This window comes from Bacillus sp. XB1 (assembly GCF_053557995.1).
Genome location: NZ_JBNRIL010000002.1, coordinates 127,430 through 146,865, shown reverse-complemented (window position 1 = coordinate 146,865; position 19,436 = coordinate 127,430). Strand labels below are relative to the sequence as shown.

The following is a 19,436-nucleotide window of genomic DNA, read 5'->3' as shown; positions in this document are numbered from 1 at the left end:
CACTCCATATTATTGACTCTAATATAAATGTTATGTTATTATATAAAATTTGACATTTTTACATGCGTATGCTATCATTAAAAGTGGTTACCACATATGGAGGTGGATGATTTGTTTCAAATTGGTGATAAAATCGTTTATCCAATGCACGGTGCAGGAATTATCGAAGCAATTGAAGAGAAAGAAATATTAGGTACTTCACGTCAATATTGTGTGATACGCATCATTAGTAAAGATATGCAAGTAATGCTTCCGATGGAACAATTAAAAAAATCAGGTATTCGTTATATCGTTGATCGAGGTACGTTAGATGATATACTTCTTGAATTTCAAAACGGGGAGTCAGACCCATCACTCTCATGGAAACAAAGATATACAATGAATATGGAAAAAATGAAAAATGGCAATTTACAAGATAGCGCAGAAGTGGTTCGGGATTTACTTCGCCGTAATAAAGAGAGAACATTAAATGCGAGCGAAAAACAAATGCTAGATAATGCACGAAAAATGATGATCAGCGAAGTCGCGCTCGTACAAAATGTTACTGAACATCAAGCAACAGAATTTCTTCAAGATACAATTAATCATTAATTTTAAAATAGCCGAACGCTATTTTTTTTGTAAAAAAGGACAAAGAGATAAAACTCTTTGTCCTTTTCATATTACCCACGCCCAGCTTGAAACGATGGGTATAAAGTCATTCCACCATCTGCAAATAACGTAATTCCAGTTACGTAACTCGCCTCTGATGAAGCAAGCCAAGTTGCTACTGCTGCGATTTCTTCAGGTTTTCCAATGTAGCCCATCGGTATCATACTTTCTACGTCAGCCCGCTGTTTTGGATCAGCAAACTTTTCTGCATTAATTGGCGTATTAATTGCACCTGGCCCAATATTATTTACTCGAATACCTTTTGGCGCATATTCTAGCGCTAACGTTTCTGTCATCAGTTTAATACCACCCTTACTTGCTGCATAGTGCACAAATAGTGGCCACGGAATTTTCTCATGAACACTAGACATATTAATGACAGACCCTTTAATATCATGTTCTACAAAATATTTAATCGCTTCACGACTTCCTAAAAAAGCACCTGTTAAATTTGTATTAATTACCCTATTCCAATCTTCAAGCGGCATTTCATGCGACGGTACCGCGTTTTCTATCCCTGCATTATTAATCATAACGTCAAGCGTACCAAACTCTTTCACAGCAGATTGAATGAGATTCACAACATCTGATTCGACGGTTACATCACCTTTTACAGCAATCGCTTCGCCGCCTACCTTTTTAATTTCTTCTAACACATCATTCGCTTCTGATTCTCGTGAGCGATAATTAATAACCACTTTCGCTTTTTCCTTAGCAAACCTCACTCCCATCGCTCTTCCGAGACCAGTTGCTGATCCTGTAATAACGACAACTTTCCCTGCTAAATCACTATACATTTCCATACCTCCTTTAACTTTTGGCTATACCTAACATAATTCCGGCTGCGATAATAAAAACGATACCGACAACGATACCCGTTAATTGACGTTTCGTTTTCTTTTCACCTAATATAAGGATCCCACCAAGCGTGGAAATAATAATTCCCATTTGCGATAGCGAGAAACTTGTTGCGACTCCAACACGCGGCTGTGAAATGAATAAAAACATATTTCCAGCTGCCCAAATTAATCCTGGAATAATATTGCGAATTGCATATTTATTAAATGGATGATGTTTAAAGGTAAGCAAAATCCCACCTAACACCATACCAACTGCTTGTGGCAACAAAGCCGACCAGCCATCTACGTTAAATAACCTAATTACTACTACGTAAACTAAATAACCGACTGTTGAAATTAATAAAATTACGATACCTCTTTTAAAGTTTGCTGCTTGCTCTGCATTCTTTTCTTCTTCACTTTGAAGCGATGTTAAAATAACACCGATAATAATACAAACGAGCGCTAAAATCCCAAGGACGACCGATATTGTCGTGGACCATTCATGAAATACGATAACGCCAAATAAAGTCGTCGCGACTAATTGAAGTCCTGTTGAAATTGGCATCGTCCTCGAAACACCCATTAAATCAATACTTTTCAATTGATTCGCCTGACCAAGCGCCCAAAATAAACCTGACACAACTCCAACTCCGATAACGGTAGGTGTTAATACTGGCTTCATAAAAATATAAACAACAATTGAGAAAATAAGTGCTCCAAACGTTGTTCCGAGCGTTTGACTATACGGGCCCCCGCCCAGTTTTACGTTAAATAGCACAATACTTCCCCAAAATATAGCTGGTAAAATCGCTAAAAATATATCCATCACTCATTACCTTTCTTTACTAAATGCCATAGATTATCACTCTAAGTCGTTAGAGTGAGCTTTTATTTTTTCTTTTTCCCGTTCACAAACTTTTTCTGCAATAACGTCAGAAACATTCTTTTCTCGCTCCACTTTCTTTATCTTTACGTGATCTAAATGGTCTTCCAAAGTAAGCGTAACTTTATCGTTCGGCGGATTATGCGCTCCTTGAAATGTAAGAAATTGTAGCTTCACTTCGTATCTAGGAACAAATTCATCTTTCTTGCCGAGACGCTTTATATCTATAACTGAAGCACATTCATGTTGATCTTCTGTCACTTGTCTAATAACTGAATAGTACCTATTTGATAATGCACTCTCTAAAAGCTGTTCTCTTGATTCTTTCGCGAAAGAATCGCTTGGAGAAGAGAAAAAGGCCACACATAGCATTGTGATAACTACACATATTTTTTTCATAGTTCCCTCCTTGTTCTATAGATTAGTGTTCTCAAAACTGCCATAAAAAAACGACTTTCCCTATGTAGGAAAGTCGTTTTAATGAATCCAATATTAACCACCGCTCACTGGTGGAATTAGTGCAACAACATCACCAGATTGGACCCTGTCATCTTCATTTGCGTATTCTTCATTAATCGCAACCATAATTGGCTCTGAAACTGGTACATTATATTCGTTCGCAACAACATCTTTTAACTGTGCAACCGTAATATTTTCTTTCTCTATTTGTAATTCACTTGTCCCTGCTTCTTCTTGCAAGTGGGCAAATAACAATACTCTAATCATACTTATAGCTCCTTCCCAGGCTCTCCCGCCGGATATGGTGTTTTTTCTAATTGATCACCAATCCATGAGTCACCATCTTCCCAAAACTCCTTTTTCCAAATCGGAACAATTTGTTTTATGCGTTCCATAATATATTCGTTCGCTTCATAAGCCGCTTTACGGTGTGGTGTTGAAACAGCAACAACAACCGCTATATCAGAAATTTGCAACGTACCGATGCGATGTGTAATCGCAACATATGTACCTGGCCATTTCTCTTTCACTTCCAAGCCAATTTTCTCTAGCATCTTTTCTGCCATCGTCTTATAAGCAACATACTCTAAGTATAATGTACGACGCCCTTTCGTAAACTCTCTAACCGTTCCAATAAATGTTGTAACAGCACCGCATTCACGTCGAATTACTTTCTTCGTTACTTCTTCAATTGAGATTTCTGTATCAATTACTTCATAATATGTATTTATCATTTCGCACTCCTAACCGTTTGTAAAAACCAGTCTATGTACAACTCTTCTTCTGTTATATGAAATACTTTATATTCTTCTCGTATATTTGCCGGAACATCATACCACGTAATAACCGCCACTATATTTTCTACTTTATGTAAAAGCTCAATGTCTTCCGCAGAACGAAGTAACACTACTTTCGAGTAATTCTCTTTTTTATAGCCTTCTATTAAAATTGTATCCACTTCAAAAAACTCATATAAGCGAATAATTTCTTGCAAGGACCATTTCTTTCTTAGTGAAGAAAGTGAAAGCAATCCAGCACCTTCTACACTACTTACGACAGCACCAGCTTTACGGTGTCTTTCGCTATCTTTTTGCGCTACTTCTGGAAAGCCTCCGTGCCCGTGATGTTTAATTGTAGCAACTTTCATTTTTCGTTCAGCTAATGCATGCACCACTTTCTCAACAAGTGTTGTTTTCCCGCTATTTTGATATCCTACTATTTGTAAGATTGAAGGGGCTTTGCCCATGGCCAATCACATCCCTCAGAGTGCTCTAACAATAATACGGATACTTTCATTCCGGTCTCAAATCCTCTCGTTCCTCCAGGTAACACGATAAAAGCATTCGCATCTGCAAGTGAAGATACCGCACTCGATTTATCTAAACCAACTGGCATCGCTTGTAACGCCCCGTCCACAATTGTTACGTTCGCTCTTACGAAACGAGTAAATGGATTTGGCTTTGGAAAATCTTTTTGTAAAATAGCATCCGCTCTATATACGTGAGGTTCCTTCGCATACAAATACGTTTTTATAATTGGATGCACAAATAATTCAAAGCCTACATAACAAGCAGACGGATTTCCTGATAAACCAAAGAGTAACTTTCCATCAACTTCAGCTACTGTCGTTACACTTCCGGGCCTCATGGCTATCTTATTAAAGAGTACATTTGCCTGTAACCTTTCATAAATAGCTGGTAAGTAGTCATAATCTCCTACTGATACACCGCCTGTTGTAATTAAAATGTCGACCTCATCCACCGCTGATTGAACAGCTGTAAAACATGCATCTAACTCATCCGCGAGTTGACCATAATAACGAACTTTCCCGCCAGCTTTCATAATTTGAGCTGCGATCATATACGAGTTACTATTTCTAATTTTCCCCGGTTCTAACGGCTCATGTACTTCTAATAATTCACTTCCTGTCGTTACAATACCGACAACAGGCTGTTTTACAACTTTCACAGTGCTATATCCAAACGTTGCTAATAAGGCGGCAACACCTGGATTAATTGCAACGCCTTTCTGAACGAGAACTTGATTTTGTTTTATATCTTCTCCTTTAAACGACACATTGTCACCGTTATTAAAAGGGCGTTTTAACTTCATATATGTTTTCCCATTCTTCTCAAACCCTTCTGTCAGCTCTAGCATTACAACTGCATTGCAATCTTGTGGAATAGCTGCTCCTGTCATAATACGAACCACCTGAAAAGATCCTACTTCTTCTGTAAAAACAGAACCTGCCCCGATTTCTCCTATTACTTCAAATTCAACTGGATTCTCTTGAGTTGCTTCTTTCGTATCTTCTGCTCGAATGGCGAAACCATCGTAAGGGGAACGATCAAAATGAGGAACGTCATGATCTGAGACAACATCTTCCCCGAGAATTCTCCCGTAACTTTCCGTAATAGAAATTTCTTCTACTTCACCATGCTTTGCATATTTCATTACCCGTTCTACTGCCTCAGCAACTTGAATTGGAATTCTTTTTTCTACCATCGTTTCTCACCTCATATTTGCAATTTTTTTTATCTCGATTAAACTTTATATATTCAATAGAAATTACTTCAAGGAGGAATTCCATGTCTTCATTTACACACTTTAATGACCAAGGACGCGCGAAGATGGTTGATATAAGTGACAAAAAAGCAACCGTTCGAACAGCAATTGCGTGCTCTAGCATTGTCGTTACGAAAGAAATTTACGATAAAATCTCTCACAATGAAATTGGGAAAGGTGACGTATTAGCAGTTGCGCAAATCGCAGGCATTATGGCTGCGAAACGAACTTCTGATATTATCCCAATGTGCCATCCTTTACTATTAAAAGGTGTTGACGTTTCTTTCGATTGGAAACAATCAGAAGAACAATATCGTTTACTCATTGAAGTAAAAGTTAAAACAGAAGGTAGCACCGGTGTTGAAATGGAAGCTTTAACAGCTGCTTCGGCTACCGCTCTTACTGTGTATGATATGTGTAAAGCTGTCGATAAAGGTATGATTATCGGCGAAACGTACTTACTTGAAAAAACAGGCGGAAAAAGTGGAGATTATACGAGAAATTCATAATCCTTTCTCCGTTGAACCTAAAGGATTCCCTTTAGGTTCAACCTATATATCTTGCATATAAACTTTTCGCTACATTTATATCATTCGTCCCATGAATGAAAGCTCTGCCATCTGTAAATAAAACAAAACGATATTCTTCTACCGGAAACGACAATAAATAAGGTGTCGCCTTTATCTCTACGCTTCTTTGTAAGCGCTTTTTAATTTCTTCCAAATTAAAATTCTTCCGCACACCTGGACGAATTTGCACTGTATTTCGCCCACATAACACTTCTGTTTTCGTTTGTGCTTCAAATGTTAAACTCGGATATGTACGTAACCTTCCGCAAGATAAACAAGTATCTTTTTTCTGCCTATTCACTTTAAATGCCATCTGTTGATTATTCCAAAGATCAAATGATAACATCGTTTCACGAAGCGCTCCGTAGTCTTCTACTAATATTTTCAGCGCTTCCGTAGTTTGATGCGCAACTACTAATTGTACTGCCGGTTGTATAATACCAGCTGTGTCACATGTTGCTCCGCTCGCCGGATGCTCCATTAAACAGCGAAAACACGGTGTTTTCCCTGGTAAAATTGTATACGTTACTCCGTAGCTTCCAACGCACCCACCATATATCCACGGAATATTATACTTTTGTGAAATATCATTAATGAGAAGACGCGTTTCAAAATTATCTGTCGCATCTAATATTAAATCTACATCATTCACTAATTCTTCCATTTCTTGCACCGTTACATCTGTCACAACCGGAGTTATTTCCACCTCAGAATTAATCGCTCTTAAATGCTCTGCTGCCGCTACCGCCTTCGGTTTATACTGCTTTGCATCTTCTTCTGTATATAGTTGTTGTCTTTGTAAATTACTCCATTCTACATAATCACGATCAGCAATCGTTACTTTTCCAACACCCGCTCTAACAATCGCTTCTGCATTTGCCGCACCGAGAGCACCAGCACCAATAATAAGCACATGCTTCTCTCTTATTTTTCTCTGCCCTTCTTCTCCAACACCAGAAAATAATATTTGTCTTGAATATCGCTCCTGCATGCGATAGCCCCCTTTCTTATCCTCCTATATAAGACATTTCGATTTTCGGACGATTTTTTGCACTTTCTTCTGTTCGTTCATCCGAATACCTATCTTTTCTATTCATCCATACATCTTGTATAACACTTAATAACTCCTCATCCGAAAGATTTCCTCTAAGAAGTTCTCTTACATCCAAACCCTCTGTCGCAAATAAGCACGTATAAAACTTTCCATCTGCCGAAATTCTCGCCCTCGTACAAGAGACACAAAATGACTCAGAAACAGATGTAATAAAACCAACTTCAACATTTGTTCCAACGTACCGATATCGCTTCGCAACTTCACCAAAGTAATGCGCTTCAGCTGGCTCAAGCGGATACACCTTATGAATCATCTCAATCAATTCTCGTTTTGTAACGACTTGATCAAAATTCCACCCATTTGTACTACCAACATCCATAAACTCAATAAACCGAAGCGTGATTCCTTGCTCTTTAAAATACGCAGCCATCGGTAGTACTTGATGATCGTTCATCCCTTTTTTCACAACCATATTTACCTTTACTTCCAAGCCCGCCTCTTTAGCTGCTATAATTCCCTTAATTACCGGTTTCGTATTAATATTTCGACCATTAATATTCTTAAATATGTCATCATCTATCGCATCTAAACTAACATTCACTCTATGTAATCCAGCTTCTTTTAATGCCTTCGCTTGTTTCGTTAAATGAATAGCATTTGTCGTTAACCCTATATCTATTAGCCCATCAATTTTCACAAGACGTGCAATAAGTTTTGTTAAATCTTTACGAAGCAGTGGCTCACCGCCAGTAAGTCTAATTTTCCGTACACCGATGCTAACAAATAATTTTGCCAAACGCTCAATTTCATCAAAAGTTAGTAAAAACTCGTCTTTCAAAAAAGCATATTCTGGCCCAAATATTTCCGCTGGCATACAATATGTACATCTAAAATTGCAACGATCAATGACAGATATACGTAAATCTTGAAGTGGGCGTCCAAAAAAATCTTTAACCATCTCCTGCATCGCCACCCTCCCTTTCTGCCAAATTTCTTTCTTTTCATTCTATTATAATATATTTTCGAACTGCGATGTTTTTGCTCAAGTGAATAAAGTGAAACTTTAAATAATTAGAGGGGATTCACTCCCCCTGGTTAACGAGGTTTACTTACAAATACAAAGATAAAAAAACCTTGAAACATAAAAGCTTCAAGGTTCTCTGCTTATTAACTTAATCTAATAATAGTCAGGGTAGCCCCTGGCGTTGCTGTAGATAATGTAGCTATTGCAACTACTCCAAATAACTGTAAGCTAACAGCAGCTCCAGCAGGCAAGTTAGCAATTATTGTTGCACTAAATGAACCAGTAGCAACTGTCGGAGCATTTATCGTTCCCGCAAGCGGACTGCCATTTACAGTTATACGAGAACTTACAACTAATCCTGCCGTTAAATTAATTGTATAAGCTATATAATAATTTCCTGCATTCGCAACTGTAAATACAGTATTTCCACCACTAACGGTTATTCCTGGACCAATATTTTGATTGTTCGGTAATGGTACATTCGTACCACCTAATAAAACGGAAATAGCGGTTCCTGATGTATTATTCGCAAATGCATACGTTGCAGTTATACTAACTCCAGTCGCCCCGGTCGCTCCAGTGGCTCCAGCTCCAGTTGGACCTGTATCTCCAGTTGGACCTTGTGAACCGGTTGCTCCTGTAGCCCCCGTTGGACCTTGGATTCCTTGCGGGCCTTGAATTCCTTGTGGCCCTGTCGCTCCGGTTGCTCCTGTAGCTCCCGTTGGACCTTGAATTCCTTGCGGGCCTTGGATTCCTTGGGGACCTTGAATTCCTTGGGGACCTGTCGCTCCGGTTGCTCCTGTAGCTCCCGTTGGACCTTGAATTCCTTGCGGGCCTTGGATTCCTTGGGGACCTTGAATTCCTTGGGGACCTGTCGCTCCGGTTGCTCCTGTAGCTCCCGTTGGACCTTGAATTCCTTGCGGGCCTTGGATTCCTTGTGGGCCTTGAATTCCTTGGAGACCTGTCGCTCCGGTTGCTCCTGTAGCTCCCGTTGGACCTTGAATTCCTTGCGGGCCTTGAATTCCTTGCGGGCCTTGTGGGCCGGTCGGGCCTATATCACCTTGCGGACCTTGGATTCCCTGTGGGCCTTGTGCCCCGGTTGCCCCTGTCGCTCCTTGGATTCCTTGAGGACCTTGTGGACCTTGAATTCCTTGGGGGCCGGTTGGACCTATGTCGCCTTGTGGGCCTTGAATTCCTTGGGGACCTTGTGCTCCGGTTGCCCCCGTTACTCCTTGGATTCCTTGTGGACCTTGAATACCCTGTGGACCGGTTGGACCTATCTCTCCTTGAACACCTTGGATTCCTTGCGGGCCCTGTAAACCCGTCACTCCGGTTGCTCCCGTTGCTCCTGTCGCTCCTGTCACTCCAGTTGAGCCTGTCGCCCCGGTATCTCCTGTTACTCCTGTCGCACCTGTTGCTCCTGTCGGGCCAGGTGGTCCACCTGATGGACCTGTCACTCCTGCCGGACCTGATGGCCCCGTTGGGCCGGTCGGTCCTGCTGGTCCTCCTGACGGGCCAGTCACCCCTGTTGGACCGGTTACTCCTGTTGGACCAGTAGTTCCTTCTCCCGTCGCTCCGGTTGCCCCCGTATCTCCTGTTGCTCCCGTCGGACCTTGTATCCCTTGAATCCCTTGTGGGCCTTGCACTCCTTGTGCACCTGTTGCTCCTTGAATCCCTTGTATTCCTTGCACTCCTTGTGCGCCCATCGGACCGGTTGGACCAATCGCCCCTTGTATACCTTGCACTCCTTGGGGGCCCTCTGGACCCGTTGCTCCTATTTCCCCTTGTATCCCTTGAATTCCAGTTGCTCCTTGTGCTCCAGTTGCTCCCGTTATCCCTTGCACACCTTGTATTCCCTGTATTCCTTGTGGACCTTGTGGGCCTGTTGCTCCTACCGGTCCTTGAATGCCTTGTATCCCCTGAGGACCCTCTGGACCCGTTGCTCCAACTGGCCCTTGAACACCTTGTATTCCTTGCGGGCCCTGAAGTCCCTCTGGGCCTTCTGGACCTGTTGGACCTATCTCTCCTTGTATCCCTTGGATTCCAGTTGGACCTTGTGGCCCAGTCGGACCTATGTCACCTTGCGGACCTTGGATTCCCTGTGGACCTTGTGCTCCTGTTCCCCCTGTCGCTCCTTGGATTCCTTGAGAACCTTGTGGGCCTTGAATTCCTTGTGGGCCGGTTGGACCTATGTCGCCTTGTGGGCCTTGAATCCCTTGCGGACCTTGATCTCCAGTAGCCCCCGTTACTCCTTGAATTCCTTGGGGACCTTGAACACCTTGGGGACCGGTCGGACCTATCTCTCCCTGCACACCTTGGATTCCTTGCGGACCTTGCAAACCCGTCACTCCGGTTGCTCCCGTTTCTCCTGTCGCTCCTGTCACTCCAGTTGAGCCTGTCGCCCCAGTATCTCCTGTTACTCCTGTCGCCCCGGTTGCTCCTGTCGGGCCAGGTGGTCCACCTGATGGACCTGTTACTCCCGCCGGACCTGATGGCCCCGTTGGGCCGGTCGGTCCTGCTGGTCCTCCAGATGGGCCTGTTACCCCTGTTGGACCGGTTACTCCTGTTGGACCTGTAGTGCCTTCCCCTGTCGCCCCAGTTGCTCCCGTATCTCCTGTTGCCCCCGTCGGACCTTGGATTCCTTGAATTCCCTGTGGACCTTGCACTCCTTGTGCGCCCGTCGCTCCTTGAATTCCTTGTACTCCTTGCACACCTTGGGGACCCATCGGACCTGTTGGACCAATCTCCCCTTGAGCACCTTGCACTCCTTGGGGACCCTCTGGACCCGTTGCTCCTATTTCCCCTTGTATCCCTTGAATTCCAGTTGCTCCTTGTACTCCAGTTGCTCCCGTTATCCCTTGCACACCTTGTATTCCCTGAATTCCTTGTGGACCTTGTGGGCCTGTTGCTCCTACCGATCCTTGAATACCTTGTATCCCCTGAGGACCCTCTGGACCCGTTGCTCCCACTGGCCCTGGCACACCTTGTATTCCTTGCGGGCCCTGAAGTCCCTCTGGGCCTTCTGGACCTGTTGGTCCTATATCACCCATCGGACCTTGTATCCCTTGAACTCCCTGTGGGCCTGTTGCTCCTGATGGCCCTGGTACTCCTTGTATTCCTTGTGGACCTTGATCTCCTGTTGCTCCTGTGGCCCCTTGAGGCCCTATAGCCCCCTGTATACCTTGTGGACCTTGATCCCCTGTTGCTCCCGTTGCCCCTTGAATACCTTGAACTCCTTGTATTCCTTGTTCACCAGTTACTCCCGTCGGACCAGGAATACCTTGAATACCCTGCGGACCTTCTGGACCTGTTGGACCAATTGGCCCTTGAATCCCTTGGATTCCTTGCAAGCCCTGTGCTCCCGTGCTTCCAGTCGGACCTGTACTTCCCGTTGCTCCTGTTATCCCTGTACTTCCTGTAGCTCCAGTATTCCCAGTTGCTCCAGTCGCACCTGTACTTCCACTCGGTCCACCGCCCGGACCTGTTGCACCAGTCGGCCCCGTCGGACCAGGAGGTCCTCCAGATGGTCCAGTTATCCCAGTTGGACCTGTTATTCCAGTCGGGCCTGTTATCCCCTGACCAGTTGCTCCGGTTGCACCTGTATTTCCACTCGGTCCTTGTGTTCCTTGTATCCCTTGTGCTCCTTGTATTCCTTGTGGACCAGTTACACCCGGTAACCCTTGGACGCCTTGAATTCCTTGAGGTCCCTCAGGTCCCGTCGCTCCAATTGGCCCCTGTAATCCCTGTATCCCTTGTATACCTTGTGCCCCAGTCGCTCCCGTTGGACCAATCGGACCTTGTAACCCTTGCACCCCTTGAGGTCCTGTCGCTCCAGTTTCTCCTTGTGGTCCTCTCAATCCTTGTGGGCCCTGCTGTCCTTCTGGTCCAGTTGCACCTATTGGCCCAACTGATCCTTGTATCCCTTGCACACCTTGAGGTCCTGTCGGGCCCATCTCCCCCATCGGACCTTGTAATCCTCTTGGTCCTTGAGGTCCTGTTGGGCCTTGTGGACCGGTTGGACCAGTAATCCCTATACCTGTAAACCCAGTTGGAACAGGGGGGAAAGTAGGCCCAATAAGTTCGGGTGGAATTCTAAAATTAGAGCTTAACGAATTTTGCTTCCGATTATTGTCACGATTCTTCACACTTTCACCGCCTACAAACCGTCTTTTTCATAATAAATAAGCCTCTTCTTAATCTATTTACAAAAATAATTTCCAAGACTATTTTTATTTTAAATAATAAAAACTCCCTTAATTTCTTAAGGGAGTCCTGCAATTGAATCCATATTATCTGTATTAGGGACAGCTTGCGCTATACTCGATGTATTTACATTTTGCCCCATATTTGCTCCTGTTACAGTACCAGCAGGAGTGCCCCTTGTATACGTCGTCGTCACCGAATCTCCCGGCTGTAAACAAAGCTTCGTCTCCGTCCCTATTACTGTAACAACATCAATCCAAGTACACCCCATTGAACCACTATATGATTTCGAAGCAGTAAATGAAGTGTCGCTCAAATTATCACCGGTAAATATATTTCCAGTGTTATTCACAATAACAAACTCTTTTATATGAGCAGGCATAATTACACTCTACCTTTCCTCTATGAACCTAACGTACGTGTACTCGTTGCCAAAGGCGGAAGAAATACTGATGTTCTAATGACCGCTTCTGGCTGCCTTTTTCCATTTAAAAAAATAGCCGCACTCGATCCTCCAGCACCTGCATATACTTTTGCTACAGCTAAAGGTGAGAGATCATAACAGTCACCGACATTAACAGCTCCTGTATTATTAATAATTTTTACTTTACGCAAATTAATCCCCATTTACCCCTCCTCCTTTTTTATACTGTATGCAAAAGAAAAAAACTTGAAACAGACTCGTTTCAAGTTTTTTACAATTAACTATTTCGTTTCACCTTCATATTGAAGCATACCGCCAACCATGTTCACTGTTTTAAACCCTTGTTCATTTAAATAATGACATACATTTTCACTGCGCATTCCTGAACGACAAATAAAGATATATTCATTCTCTTTATTAAAGAAATCTACTTTATGTGGGATATCGCCCATTTTAATATGTACAGCTTCTGGAATCTTTCCTGCCGCTACTTCTTCATCTTCTCTTACATCTACTAAAAATAACGTTTCTCCATTTTCTAAACGCTCTTGTACCTCTTCTGTAGTGATTGTTTTAACTTCTGTCATATGTAGTTCCTCCTTATATACAATAAAACCTTTAGTTTCTTTTTCACAAACATTCTCTACCAATTTTAGCATGCAAAAGAAAGAACGCAAAGAATCGAAAAGCTATTTCTCAATTTTCTCGTAAAACTTATTCTTTACAAACATAACTAGCACATTGTATCCTCAATATACTTGTTTTATGAAAGGAGTCGATTAAAATGACACTTTTTCTTTTCATTATGGGGATTGTGTTCTTACTCGCTGCAATTATTGCTCTTAGTATGAAAAATAATAGAAAAATAAAATCCCCACAAGAAATGTCATTCTTATTTCTATTGCTTAGCATAGCGTTTTTCGGTATAGCAATAGCTACATATATTTTCCGTCTACAAATCATGTAAAAAAAGGTGCCTACTACAAACATCGCACCTTTTCCCCATCATTTGTCTTCTAAACAAAACTAGATACTTTCCGATTTAAAAATTCATAAACTTTCTTTTCAAATAAATGAATATCAAATGCTCCCGCCATATGCCCATTTATACTTTCTATCTCATACACTTCCGCATACTTCCCTTGTTTTTGCAAAATATCTACCATTTTATAATTATAACGAGACGGCTGAAGCAGATCTTGTTTACACGGAATCATAAGTACATTCGCTTCTATGTTAGAAAGAGATTCTTCTAGTGAAGAAAACCCATGTGCAATATCATGCAATAAAACTGCCTTCGCAGTATACATCCATGAATTTGCATCTACTAACTCTATACTTGTATATGTCGCTTTATTTATCTCTTTTTCAAATGATGTTAGTGTAGAAAACTTTTCATAAGGTTCTACCTCTATACTATTACGAGGAAATGCCATTTCATAAAAATGCTCATCAAACGCGTTCATAAACATCATTCTATTTGCTAAATGAAGCCCTTTTATCGGCTGCTGTTCTCCATATTTTCCATCTTTCCAACTTGGATCCAGTTGAATTGCTTCAATCGCATTTTGTGCTACGTTTACTGACGTAATAATTGGATTTTGTGGGTTCGTAATAACACCAATCATCCGCTCTACCATATGTGGATAGTGAACCGCCCATTGTTGTGCAATCATTCCCCCCGCCGACGGTCCAATTACAGCGTGTAACCTTGAAATTCCCATACCTTTTATTAACTCATATTGCATACGAGCTACATCAAGAAATGTAAAAACCGGAAACTCCATAGCATATTCTTCTCCAGTTTCTGGATTAATCGATTTCGGTCCTGTTGTAATCACATATGGATTCCTCGCCTGCACATTACAAAGATTATCCGTACATATAACAAAATACTTATTTGTATCAATTGCTTTTCCAGGTCCAATTAGCCCATCCCACCAACCAGACTCCTCATCATGCACTGTATATTTTCCTGCCGCATGACTTGTTGCACTAAAATAATGACAAACCAAAATCACATTTGACCTTTCTCTATTTAAAGTGCCATATGTCTCGTATCCCATTTGAACAGGAATTTCCCTGCCATTTTCAAACGTAAACCCTTTTAAAACAAACTTCTCCTTTTTTACAATTTGCACAGACTCTCCCTCTCCCCGTTATAGTATGAACTGCTTACTAAAGTTTTTTTTCTATGCAAACTAATCTCCTTCTTCTTTTCATAAATAAATGAATAATATACAAAAATAGCCACAAAATAGCACTATATTACAAGATTAAAGAGGGCGTACATATGATTTGGAATTGGTTACGTAAGAAAAAAAAATCAAATAAACCAGAAACAAACGAAACAGATAATCAGGAGCAGCATTCTAACAATCAAGAGGATGATAACAAAGAACAGACTAGAAATATGAAACATAATAAAGGTAAAAATAACGAGCAAAAAGATTCTTCTCAGAATAAGCAACAAAGTGCTAAACAAGAGGATTCCTCTCAGGATAAGCAACAAAACGCTAAACAAGGTGATTCGTCTCAGGATAAGCAACAAAACGCTAAACAAGGTGATTCGTCTCAGGATAAGCAACAAAACGCTAAACAAGAGGATTCCTCTCAGGATAAGCAGCAAAGTGCTAAACAAGATGACCCTTCTCAGGATAAGCAACAAAACGCTAAACAGGATGATTCCTCTCAAGATAAGCAGCAAAGTGCTAAACAAGGTGATTCGTTTCAGGATAAGCAACAAAACGCTAAACAGGATGATTCCTCTCAAGATAAGCAGCAAAGTGCTAAACAAGGTGATTCGTTTCAGGATAAGCAACAAAGCGCTAAACAGGATGATTCCTCTCAAGATAGGCAACAAAGTGCTAAACAAGGTGATTCGTTTCAGGATAAGCAACAAAGCGCTAAACAGGATGATTCCTCTCAAGATAAACAACAAAGTGCTAAACAAGGTGATTCGTTTCAAGATAAACAGCAAAACGCTAAGCAAGATGAACCTCCTCAAAGTAAGCAACAAAGCTCTGGAGGTAATAGTATTTATGACTTTACAAAACCAGAAAAAGATCGTATTCATTCTTTACAAAATTTAATAGAGAAGCTGAAAAAGTCTAGTGATTTTGTAAATTATCATACATCCGACGATGAAACGATGCCTTATTGGATTTCTTACTATCGCCCTTCACTTGATGGAGAAAAATTACAAAAGTATTTAATGCCCACTCTTTTAGAACGACCTAACGCATCACTAGAAGAGCTGAAGGAACATATCCCGATGAGCGGCATTACAATTACGAACGACTTACAAAAAATTGAGGATATGGTTTTAAAGGGGCATGCGATTATTCAATTGAATCAGCAAGATCAAAAATGTATGCTTGCAAACATTGCAATTGATAATTATCGTGCACCAACCCCTCCTTTAAACGAATCAACTGTTATTGGTCCGCAAGAAGGTTTCGTAGAGGATATTGATACAAACATTAATTTAGTTCGAAAACGTCTTCCTGTTTTAGATTTACAAACAAAAGAAATGATTATCGGCGAGTTTTCCAAAACAAAAGTTGTCATGATGTATTTAGACAACCTTGCTGAAAAAGATAATGTAGATTTTCTAGAAGAGTCATTACGCGCTCTTGAATATGATCAAATTAATGATAGTGCTTATTTACAAGAATTAATGGGTGAAAAATCGATTTTCCCTCTCTATATCAATACAGAACGTACTGATAGAGTTACAAAAGCACTAATTGATGGAAAAATCGCTATTTTTGTTGATGGTTCTCCAAGTGTTTTACTAACACCCGTATCCTATTTTGATTTTTTCATTTCACCAGAAGACTATAACGTCTCCTGGATGTACGCTACATTTTCAAGGATTTTAAGATTAATTGCCGTTCTATTTTCAATTTGCGCTACACCGTTATACGTTGCAGTTTTAAATTATCATTATGAACTTATTCCAAGTGATTTACTTGAAACCTTAATTTTATCAAGAGCACAAGTACCATTCCCACCTTTAATTGAAGCACTCTTTTTAGAACTTGCGATCGACTTACTGAGAGAAGCTGGCGCGAGGTTACCGATGAAAGTTGGTCAAACGCTCGGTATCGTAGGGGGTATCGTAATCGGACAAGCATCTGTACAAGCAGGTTTAACGAGTAACATTTTATTAATTATCGTTGCACTATCAGCACTCGCTTCCTTTATTACACCTATTTATAAAATGGGTAATGCGGTTCGATTACTACGTTTCCCGTTTCTCATATTTGCAGAAATAGGAGGACTTTTCGGGATTTCACTTGGATTTATCTTTTTATTTACCCATCTATTTAGACTCACTTCTTTACGCAAGCCGTACGCTTTATTTTATCCAACAAGACAACAATCTGTTAAAGATTCTTGGATTCGTTTTCCTTTAACAATGATTGATACAAGAGATGTACAAGCAAGGCCACAACATGTAAAAAAAGCAGCGAAAGGAATTTCAACAAAGCATAGATCAGACTTTGATGATTAAGAAATGAGGTGCATTCGATGAGTAAAGTTCAAGAAAAATATCAAATATCTCCTATCTTTGTTTTCTTCTTAATTCACGGTGCACAGTTCGGTGCTGGCGTTCTCGGCTTCGCTCGAATCATCGCAAAGGCCGCTGGATACGACGGATGGATGGGAGTTATAATCACAGGAATTTTAATCCACATTCTTATATGGATGATGTATGTCTTATTAAAAGAAACAAATGGGAATTTAGTTGATTTACATCGGCAAACATTTGGAAAATGGCTAGGAAATGGCATTAGCATCATCTTTATGGCTTATTTTTTAATCGTTAGTATTTCAGTCATCCGAACATATGTTGAAATTATTCAAGTATGGATGTTTCCTACCGCTTCTACCTTTATGTTAACACTCTTTTTATGCTTAGTTAGCTATTACATTATCTCTTCTGGATTTCGTGTAATTACCGGTATTTGCGTCATCTCTGTTGGTGGTACATTAGGATATTTATTTCTAAGCTTATTCGTTTTGAAATATTCACATTGGGATAATTTACTACCTATATTCACACATTCTTTTTCAGACATTTTAAAATCCGCTCAACTGTCAATCTACAGTATGACCGGTTTTGAGATTTACCTCATGGTGTATCCATTTGTGAAAAAGCCTATGCAATCTCATAAATACGCTCAGTTTGGAGCACTATTTTCAAATCTTCTATATTTATTTAGCACCCTTTTAGCCTTTGCATTTTTTAGTGAAAAACAATTGTTAAAAACGATATGGGCCCAACTTTCTATGACCCAAGTTATTCAATTACCATTTATAGAAAGACTCGAATATATTGCAATTTCAGGCTATGCACTCGTTATTATTTCAAGTTTTATCCTCCCTTTATGGGCGTCAATGAGAGCAACTCATGAAATATTCCGTGTAAAACAAAGGGGTGTTTTAATTGCTTTTATCTTTATCACTCTCATTGTTTCGCAACTTTTAACAAACAGACACGATATTAATAACTTTATTAGTAATGTATCAAAGGTTAGTTTTTGGCTCATTTATGTATACATCCCAATCCTATTTATTATTGTGTGGGTGAAAAGAAAATGGAAAAAATCAAAAGCACAAGCAAATTAATACTTATTTCTTGTATAACATTCTTCAGTCTAATTGGATGTTTACAAAAAAATATTATCGACGATGTACAACTTATTCAAGGATCCGTATTTGACGTTGCAAAAGATAATAAAGTAAAAGTGACATTCGTTTGTCCCATTCAAAAAAAAGGAAATAAAGTTCAAGTTTTTGAAGGCAGTGCAAATGCGGTAAAACAAGTAAAAGCAGACACATCTTTAGAGTCTTCTCAACCTTTTGCTAGTGGACAAATGCGTGTCGCTCTATATACGATAAGACTTGCCAAAACAGGAATGTCTACTTCATTCGATACATTACTCCGAGATGTGAATATAGGGAACGCTTTATATGCTGCTTTATTAGATGGGAATGGTACTGAACTTTTAAAAGGCAAATATTCGACTTCATACAACGTTGCAATTTATATAAAAAAATTGCTAGAACATAACATGGAGACCGGACCTTTACCAGCGGATAATCTACATATAGGAGCATTTCGCTATTATCAAGAAGGAAAAGACTACTATATTCCCATTCTAAAGAAGCATGGTGATAAAATAAAAATTACCGGAATTGGCCTTTTTAAAAAGGATAAATATATCGGTAAAATTGCGGAAAAAGATATGTTCATATTTAAAGGACTATTAGAGAAACATAAATTAGATTCACATGAATTTAAAACAGATTCTGCGTACGTAATGATTAATAATATTCGTTCTGTTCCAACTTACGATATAAAAATTAAAAACGGAAAGCCTTCTTTTTTCATTCACGTTCGTCTTGATGCACGTATTCAAGAACTATCAAAACAAATTAACTTAGAAAATAACAAGAACACAAAAAACATTGAAAAAGATGTACAAAAACAATTAGATAAACAAGCTGCTAAGTTAATTAAGCAATTTAAATCTTTAGGCGTCGATCCTCTCGGGCTAGGTGCAAAGTATAAACAACATTATCGCCCATTCAAATTAGAAGAATGGAGACAAATGTATAAAGATGTTCCGGTTCATATAAAATACACCGTAAATATTACAAATTCTGGTGTTATTGAATGAGAAATGATTGAACTCCTCTCTCCAGCATGATACAACGGAGAGAGGAGTTTTTTATTATCAAATAGAGAGA

Annotated in this window: 20 protein-coding genes; 6 read left to right on the top strand and 14 right to left on the bottom strand. The window is 40.2% G+C overall.

Annotated elements, in window-relative coordinates:
- Window positions 1–96 precede the first annotated feature (96 nt).
- Window positions 97–591: a CarD family transcriptional regulator gene (locus ACK1U5_RS15995; RefSeq protein WP_000451446.1), complete on the top strand. Its 495-nt coding sequence runs from the start codon at window positions 97–99 to the stop codon at window positions 589–591.
- Between the two features lie 71 nt (window positions 592–662).
- Here the strand turns inward: ACK1U5_RS15995 and ACK1U5_RS15990 are convergent, their stop codons facing one another.
- The 7 genes from ACK1U5_RS15990 to moeA all read right to left on the bottom strand — a co-directional run bounded on the left by ACK1U5_RS15990 (window position 663) and on the right by moeA (window position 5,340).
- Window positions 663–1,448, bottom strand: coding sequence for a glucose 1-dehydrogenase (locus ACK1U5_RS15990; protein ID WP_000286676.1), 786 nt, complete (start codon window positions 1,446–1,448; stop codon window positions 663–665).
- 13 nt (window positions 1,449–1,461) lie between these two features.
- Window positions 1,462–2,319: a glucose uptake protein GlcU gene (glcU, locus tag ACK1U5_RS15985; protein WP_000350861.1), complete on the bottom strand. Its 858-nt coding sequence runs from the start codon at window positions 2,317–2,319 to the stop codon at window positions 1,462–1,464.
- A gap of 36 nt (window positions 2,320–2,355) precedes the next feature.
- Complete coding sequence (locus tag ACK1U5_RS15980) at window positions 2,356–2,775, bottom strand: DUF3888 domain-containing protein (protein ID WP_053514556.1); 420 nt, start codon at window positions 2,773–2,775, stop codon at window positions 2,356–2,358.
- Window positions 2,776–2,868: 93 nt separating this feature from the next.
- Window positions 2,869–3,102, bottom strand: coding sequence for a molybdopterin converting factor subunit 1 (gene moaD, locus ACK1U5_RS15975; RefSeq protein ID WP_000621778.1), 234 nt, complete (start codon window positions 3,100–3,102; stop codon window positions 2,869–2,871).
- 2 nt (window positions 3,103–3,104) lie between these two features.
- Window positions 3,105–3,569: a molybdopterin synthase catalytic subunit MoaE gene (moaE, locus tag ACK1U5_RS15970; RefSeq protein WP_000611226.1), complete on the bottom strand. Its 465-nt coding sequence runs from the start codon at window positions 3,567–3,569 to the stop codon at window positions 3,105–3,107.
- Window positions 3,566–4,081, bottom strand: coding sequence for a molybdopterin-guanine dinucleotide biosynthesis protein B (gene mobB / locus ACK1U5_RS15965; RefSeq protein ID WP_000513645.1), 516 nt, complete (start codon window positions 4,079–4,081; stop codon window positions 3,566–3,568). Before mobB ends, moaE begins: the two co-directional genes overlap by 4 nt.
- A complete protein-coding gene (gene moeA / locus ACK1U5_RS15960; RefSeq protein WP_000229698.1) occupies window positions 4,051–5,340 on the bottom strand; it encodes a molybdopterin molybdotransferase MoeA in 1,290 nt (429 codons plus the stop codon). Before moeA ends, mobB begins: the two co-directional genes overlap by 31 nt.
- Before the next feature lie 83 nt (window positions 5,341–5,423).
- Here moeA and moaC point away from each other — a divergent pair, with 83 nt between their 5' ends.
- Complete coding sequence (moaC, locus tag ACK1U5_RS15955) at window positions 5,424–5,909, top strand: cyclic pyranopterin monophosphate synthase MoaC (RefSeq protein ID WP_000094146.1); 486 nt, start codon at window positions 5,424–5,426, stop codon at window positions 5,907–5,909.
- A 37-nt stretch (window positions 5,910–5,946) separates the two neighbouring features.
- Here the strand turns inward: moaC and ACK1U5_RS15950 are convergent, their stop codons facing one another.
- The 6 genes from ACK1U5_RS15950 to ACK1U5_RS15925 form a co-directional block, all read right to left on the bottom strand.
- Complete coding sequence (locus ACK1U5_RS15950; RefSeq protein WP_001158106.1) at window positions 5,947–6,960, bottom strand: molybdopterin-synthase adenylyltransferase MoeB; 1,014 nt, start codon at window positions 6,958–6,960, stop codon at window positions 5,947–5,949.
- Window positions 6,961–6,976: 16 nt separating this feature from the next.
- A complete protein-coding gene (gene moaA, locus ACK1U5_RS15945; RefSeq protein ID WP_001157117.1) occupies window positions 6,977–7,990 on the bottom strand; it encodes a GTP 3',8-cyclase MoaA in 1,014 nt (337 codons plus the stop codon).
- A gap of 200 nt (window positions 7,991–8,190) precedes the next feature.
- Window positions 8,191–12,192: a BclA-related collagen-like exosporium protein gene (locus ACK1U5_RS15940; RefSeq protein WP_252671763.1), complete on the bottom strand. Its 4,002-nt coding sequence runs from the start codon at window positions 12,190–12,192 to the stop codon at window positions 8,191–8,193.
- A gap of 116 nt (window positions 12,193–12,308) precedes the next feature.
- Window positions 12,309–12,632, bottom strand: a complete 324-nt coding sequence (locus ACK1U5_RS15935; protein ID WP_001110848.1) for a hypothetical protein — start codon at window positions 12,630–12,632, stop codon at window positions 12,309–12,311.
- A gap of 20 nt (window positions 12,633–12,652) precedes the next feature.
- The gene (locus tag ACK1U5_RS15930) at window positions 12,653–12,877 is read right to left on the bottom strand and encodes a spore germination protein (protein WP_000512465.1); all 225 of its coding nucleotides are present in this window, start codon (window positions 12,875–12,877) and stop codon (window positions 12,653–12,655) included.
- Between the two features lie 78 nt (window positions 12,878–12,955).
- Window positions 12,956–13,261, bottom strand: coding sequence for a rhodanese-like domain-containing protein (locus ACK1U5_RS15925; RefSeq protein WP_000141207.1), 306 nt, complete (start codon window positions 13,259–13,261; stop codon window positions 12,956–12,958).
- 197 nt (window positions 13,262–13,458) lie between these two features.
- Here ACK1U5_RS15925 and ACK1U5_RS15920 point away from each other — a divergent pair, with 197 nt between their 5' ends.
- Entirely contained in the window at window positions 13,459–13,641 is a 183-nt protein-coding gene (locus tag ACK1U5_RS15920; protein WP_000171888.1) for a hypothetical protein, read from the top strand.
- 49 nt (window positions 13,642–13,690) lie between these two features.
- On the opposite strand, the gene ACK1U5_RS15915 is transcribed toward ACK1U5_RS15920, so the two are convergent.
- On the bottom strand, window positions 13,691–14,815 hold the full coding sequence (locus ACK1U5_RS15915) for an alpha/beta fold hydrolase (RefSeq protein WP_048568011.1): 1,125 nt from the start codon (window positions 14,813–14,815) through the stop codon (window positions 13,691–13,693).
- 152 nt (window positions 14,816–14,967) lie between these two features.
- On the opposite strand from ACK1U5_RS15915, the gene ACK1U5_RS15910 reads away from it, so the two are divergent.
- The 3 genes from ACK1U5_RS15910 to gerHC are packed head-to-tail and all read left to right on the top strand — an operon-like array spanning window position 14,968 to window position 19,366.
- Complete coding sequence (locus ACK1U5_RS15910; RefSeq protein WP_242259180.1) at window positions 14,968–17,193, top strand: spore germination protein; 2,226 nt, start codon at window positions 14,968–14,970, stop codon at window positions 17,191–17,193.
- A gap of 17 nt (window positions 17,194–17,210) precedes the next feature.
- Window positions 17,211–18,311 carry a spore germination protein gene (locus ACK1U5_RS15905; protein ID WP_000049056.1) on the top strand — a complete coding sequence of 367 codons (1,101 nt, stop codon included), beginning with the start codon at window positions 17,211–17,213 and terminating at the stop codon, window positions 18,309–18,311.
- Window positions 18,281–19,366, top strand: a complete 1,086-nt coding sequence (gene gerHC, locus ACK1U5_RS15900; RefSeq protein WP_000411387.1) for a spore germination protein GerHC — start codon at window positions 18,281–18,283, stop codon at window positions 19,364–19,366. Before ACK1U5_RS15905 ends, gerHC begins: the two co-directional genes overlap by 31 nt.
- Window positions 19,367–19,436: the final 70 nt, after the last annotated feature.

Excerpts from the sequence above, each read along its gene's own strand:
- moeA (WP_000229698.1), bottom strand. The coding sequence starts at position 5,340 with ATGGTAGAAAAAAGAATTCCAATTCAAGTTGCTGAGGCAGTAGAACGG.
- ACK1U5_RS15910 (WP_242259180.1), top strand. The coding sequence starts at position 14,968 with ATGATTTGGAATTGGTTACGTAAGAAAAAAAAATCAAATAAACCAGAA.
- ACK1U5_RS15990 (WP_000286676.1), bottom strand. The coding sequence starts at position 1,448 with ATGTATAGTGATTTAGCAGGGAAAGTTGTCGTTATTACAGGATCAGCA.
- ACK1U5_RS15950 (WP_001158106.1), bottom strand. The coding sequence starts at position 6,960 with ATGCAGGAGCGATATTCAAGACAAATATTATTTTCTGGTGTTGGAGAA.
- moaE (WP_000611226.1), bottom strand. The coding sequence starts at position 3,569 with ATGATAAATACATATTATGAAGTAATTGATACAGAAATCTCAATTGAA.
- ACK1U5_RS15980 (WP_053514556.1), bottom strand. The coding sequence starts at position 2,775 with ATGAAAAAAATATGTGTAGTTATCACAATGCTATGTGTGGCCTTTTTC.
- moaD (WP_000621778.1), bottom strand. The coding sequence starts at position 3,102 with ATGATTAGAGTATTGTTATTTGCCCACTTGCAAGAAGAAGCAGGGACA.
- moaC (WP_000094146.1), top strand. The coding sequence starts at position 5,424 with ATGTCTTCATTTACACACTTTAATGACCAAGGACGCGCGAAGATGGTT.
- gerHC (WP_000411387.1), top strand. The coding sequence starts at position 18,281 with ATGGAAAAAATCAAAAGCACAAGCAAATTAATACTTATTTCTTGTATA.
- ACK1U5_RS15920 (WP_000171888.1), top strand. The coding sequence starts at position 13,459 with ATGACACTTTTTCTTTTCATTATGGGGATTGTGTTCTTACTCGCTGCA.
- ACK1U5_RS15925 (WP_000141207.1), bottom strand. The coding sequence starts at position 13,261 with ATGACAGAAGTTAAAACAATCACTACAGAAGAGGTACAAGAGCGTTTA.
- ACK1U5_RS15930 (WP_000512465.1), bottom strand. The coding sequence starts at position 12,877 with ATGGGGATTAATTTGCGTAAAGTAAAAATTATTAATAATACAGGAGCT.
- moaA (WP_001157117.1), bottom strand. The coding sequence starts at position 7,990 with ATGCAGGAGATGGTTAAAGATTTTTTTGGACGCCCACTTCAAGATTTA.
- mobB (WP_000513645.1), bottom strand. The coding sequence starts at position 4,081 with ATGGGCAAAGCCCCTTCAATCTTACAAATAGTAGGATATCAAAATAGC.
- ACK1U5_RS15935 (WP_001110848.1), bottom strand. The coding sequence starts at position 12,632 with ATGCCTGCTCATATAAAAGAGTTTGTTATTGTGAATAACACTGGAAAT.
- ACK1U5_RS15995 (WP_000451446.1), top strand. The coding sequence starts at position 97 with ATGGAGGTGGATGATTTGTTTCAAATTGGTGATAAAATCGTTTATCCA.
- glcU (WP_000350861.1), bottom strand. The coding sequence starts at position 2,319 with ATGGATATATTTTTAGCGATTTTACCAGCTATATTTTGGGGAAGTATT.
- ACK1U5_RS15905 (WP_000049056.1), top strand. The coding sequence starts at position 17,211 with ATGAGTAAAGTTCAAGAAAAATATCAAATATCTCCTATCTTTGTTTTC.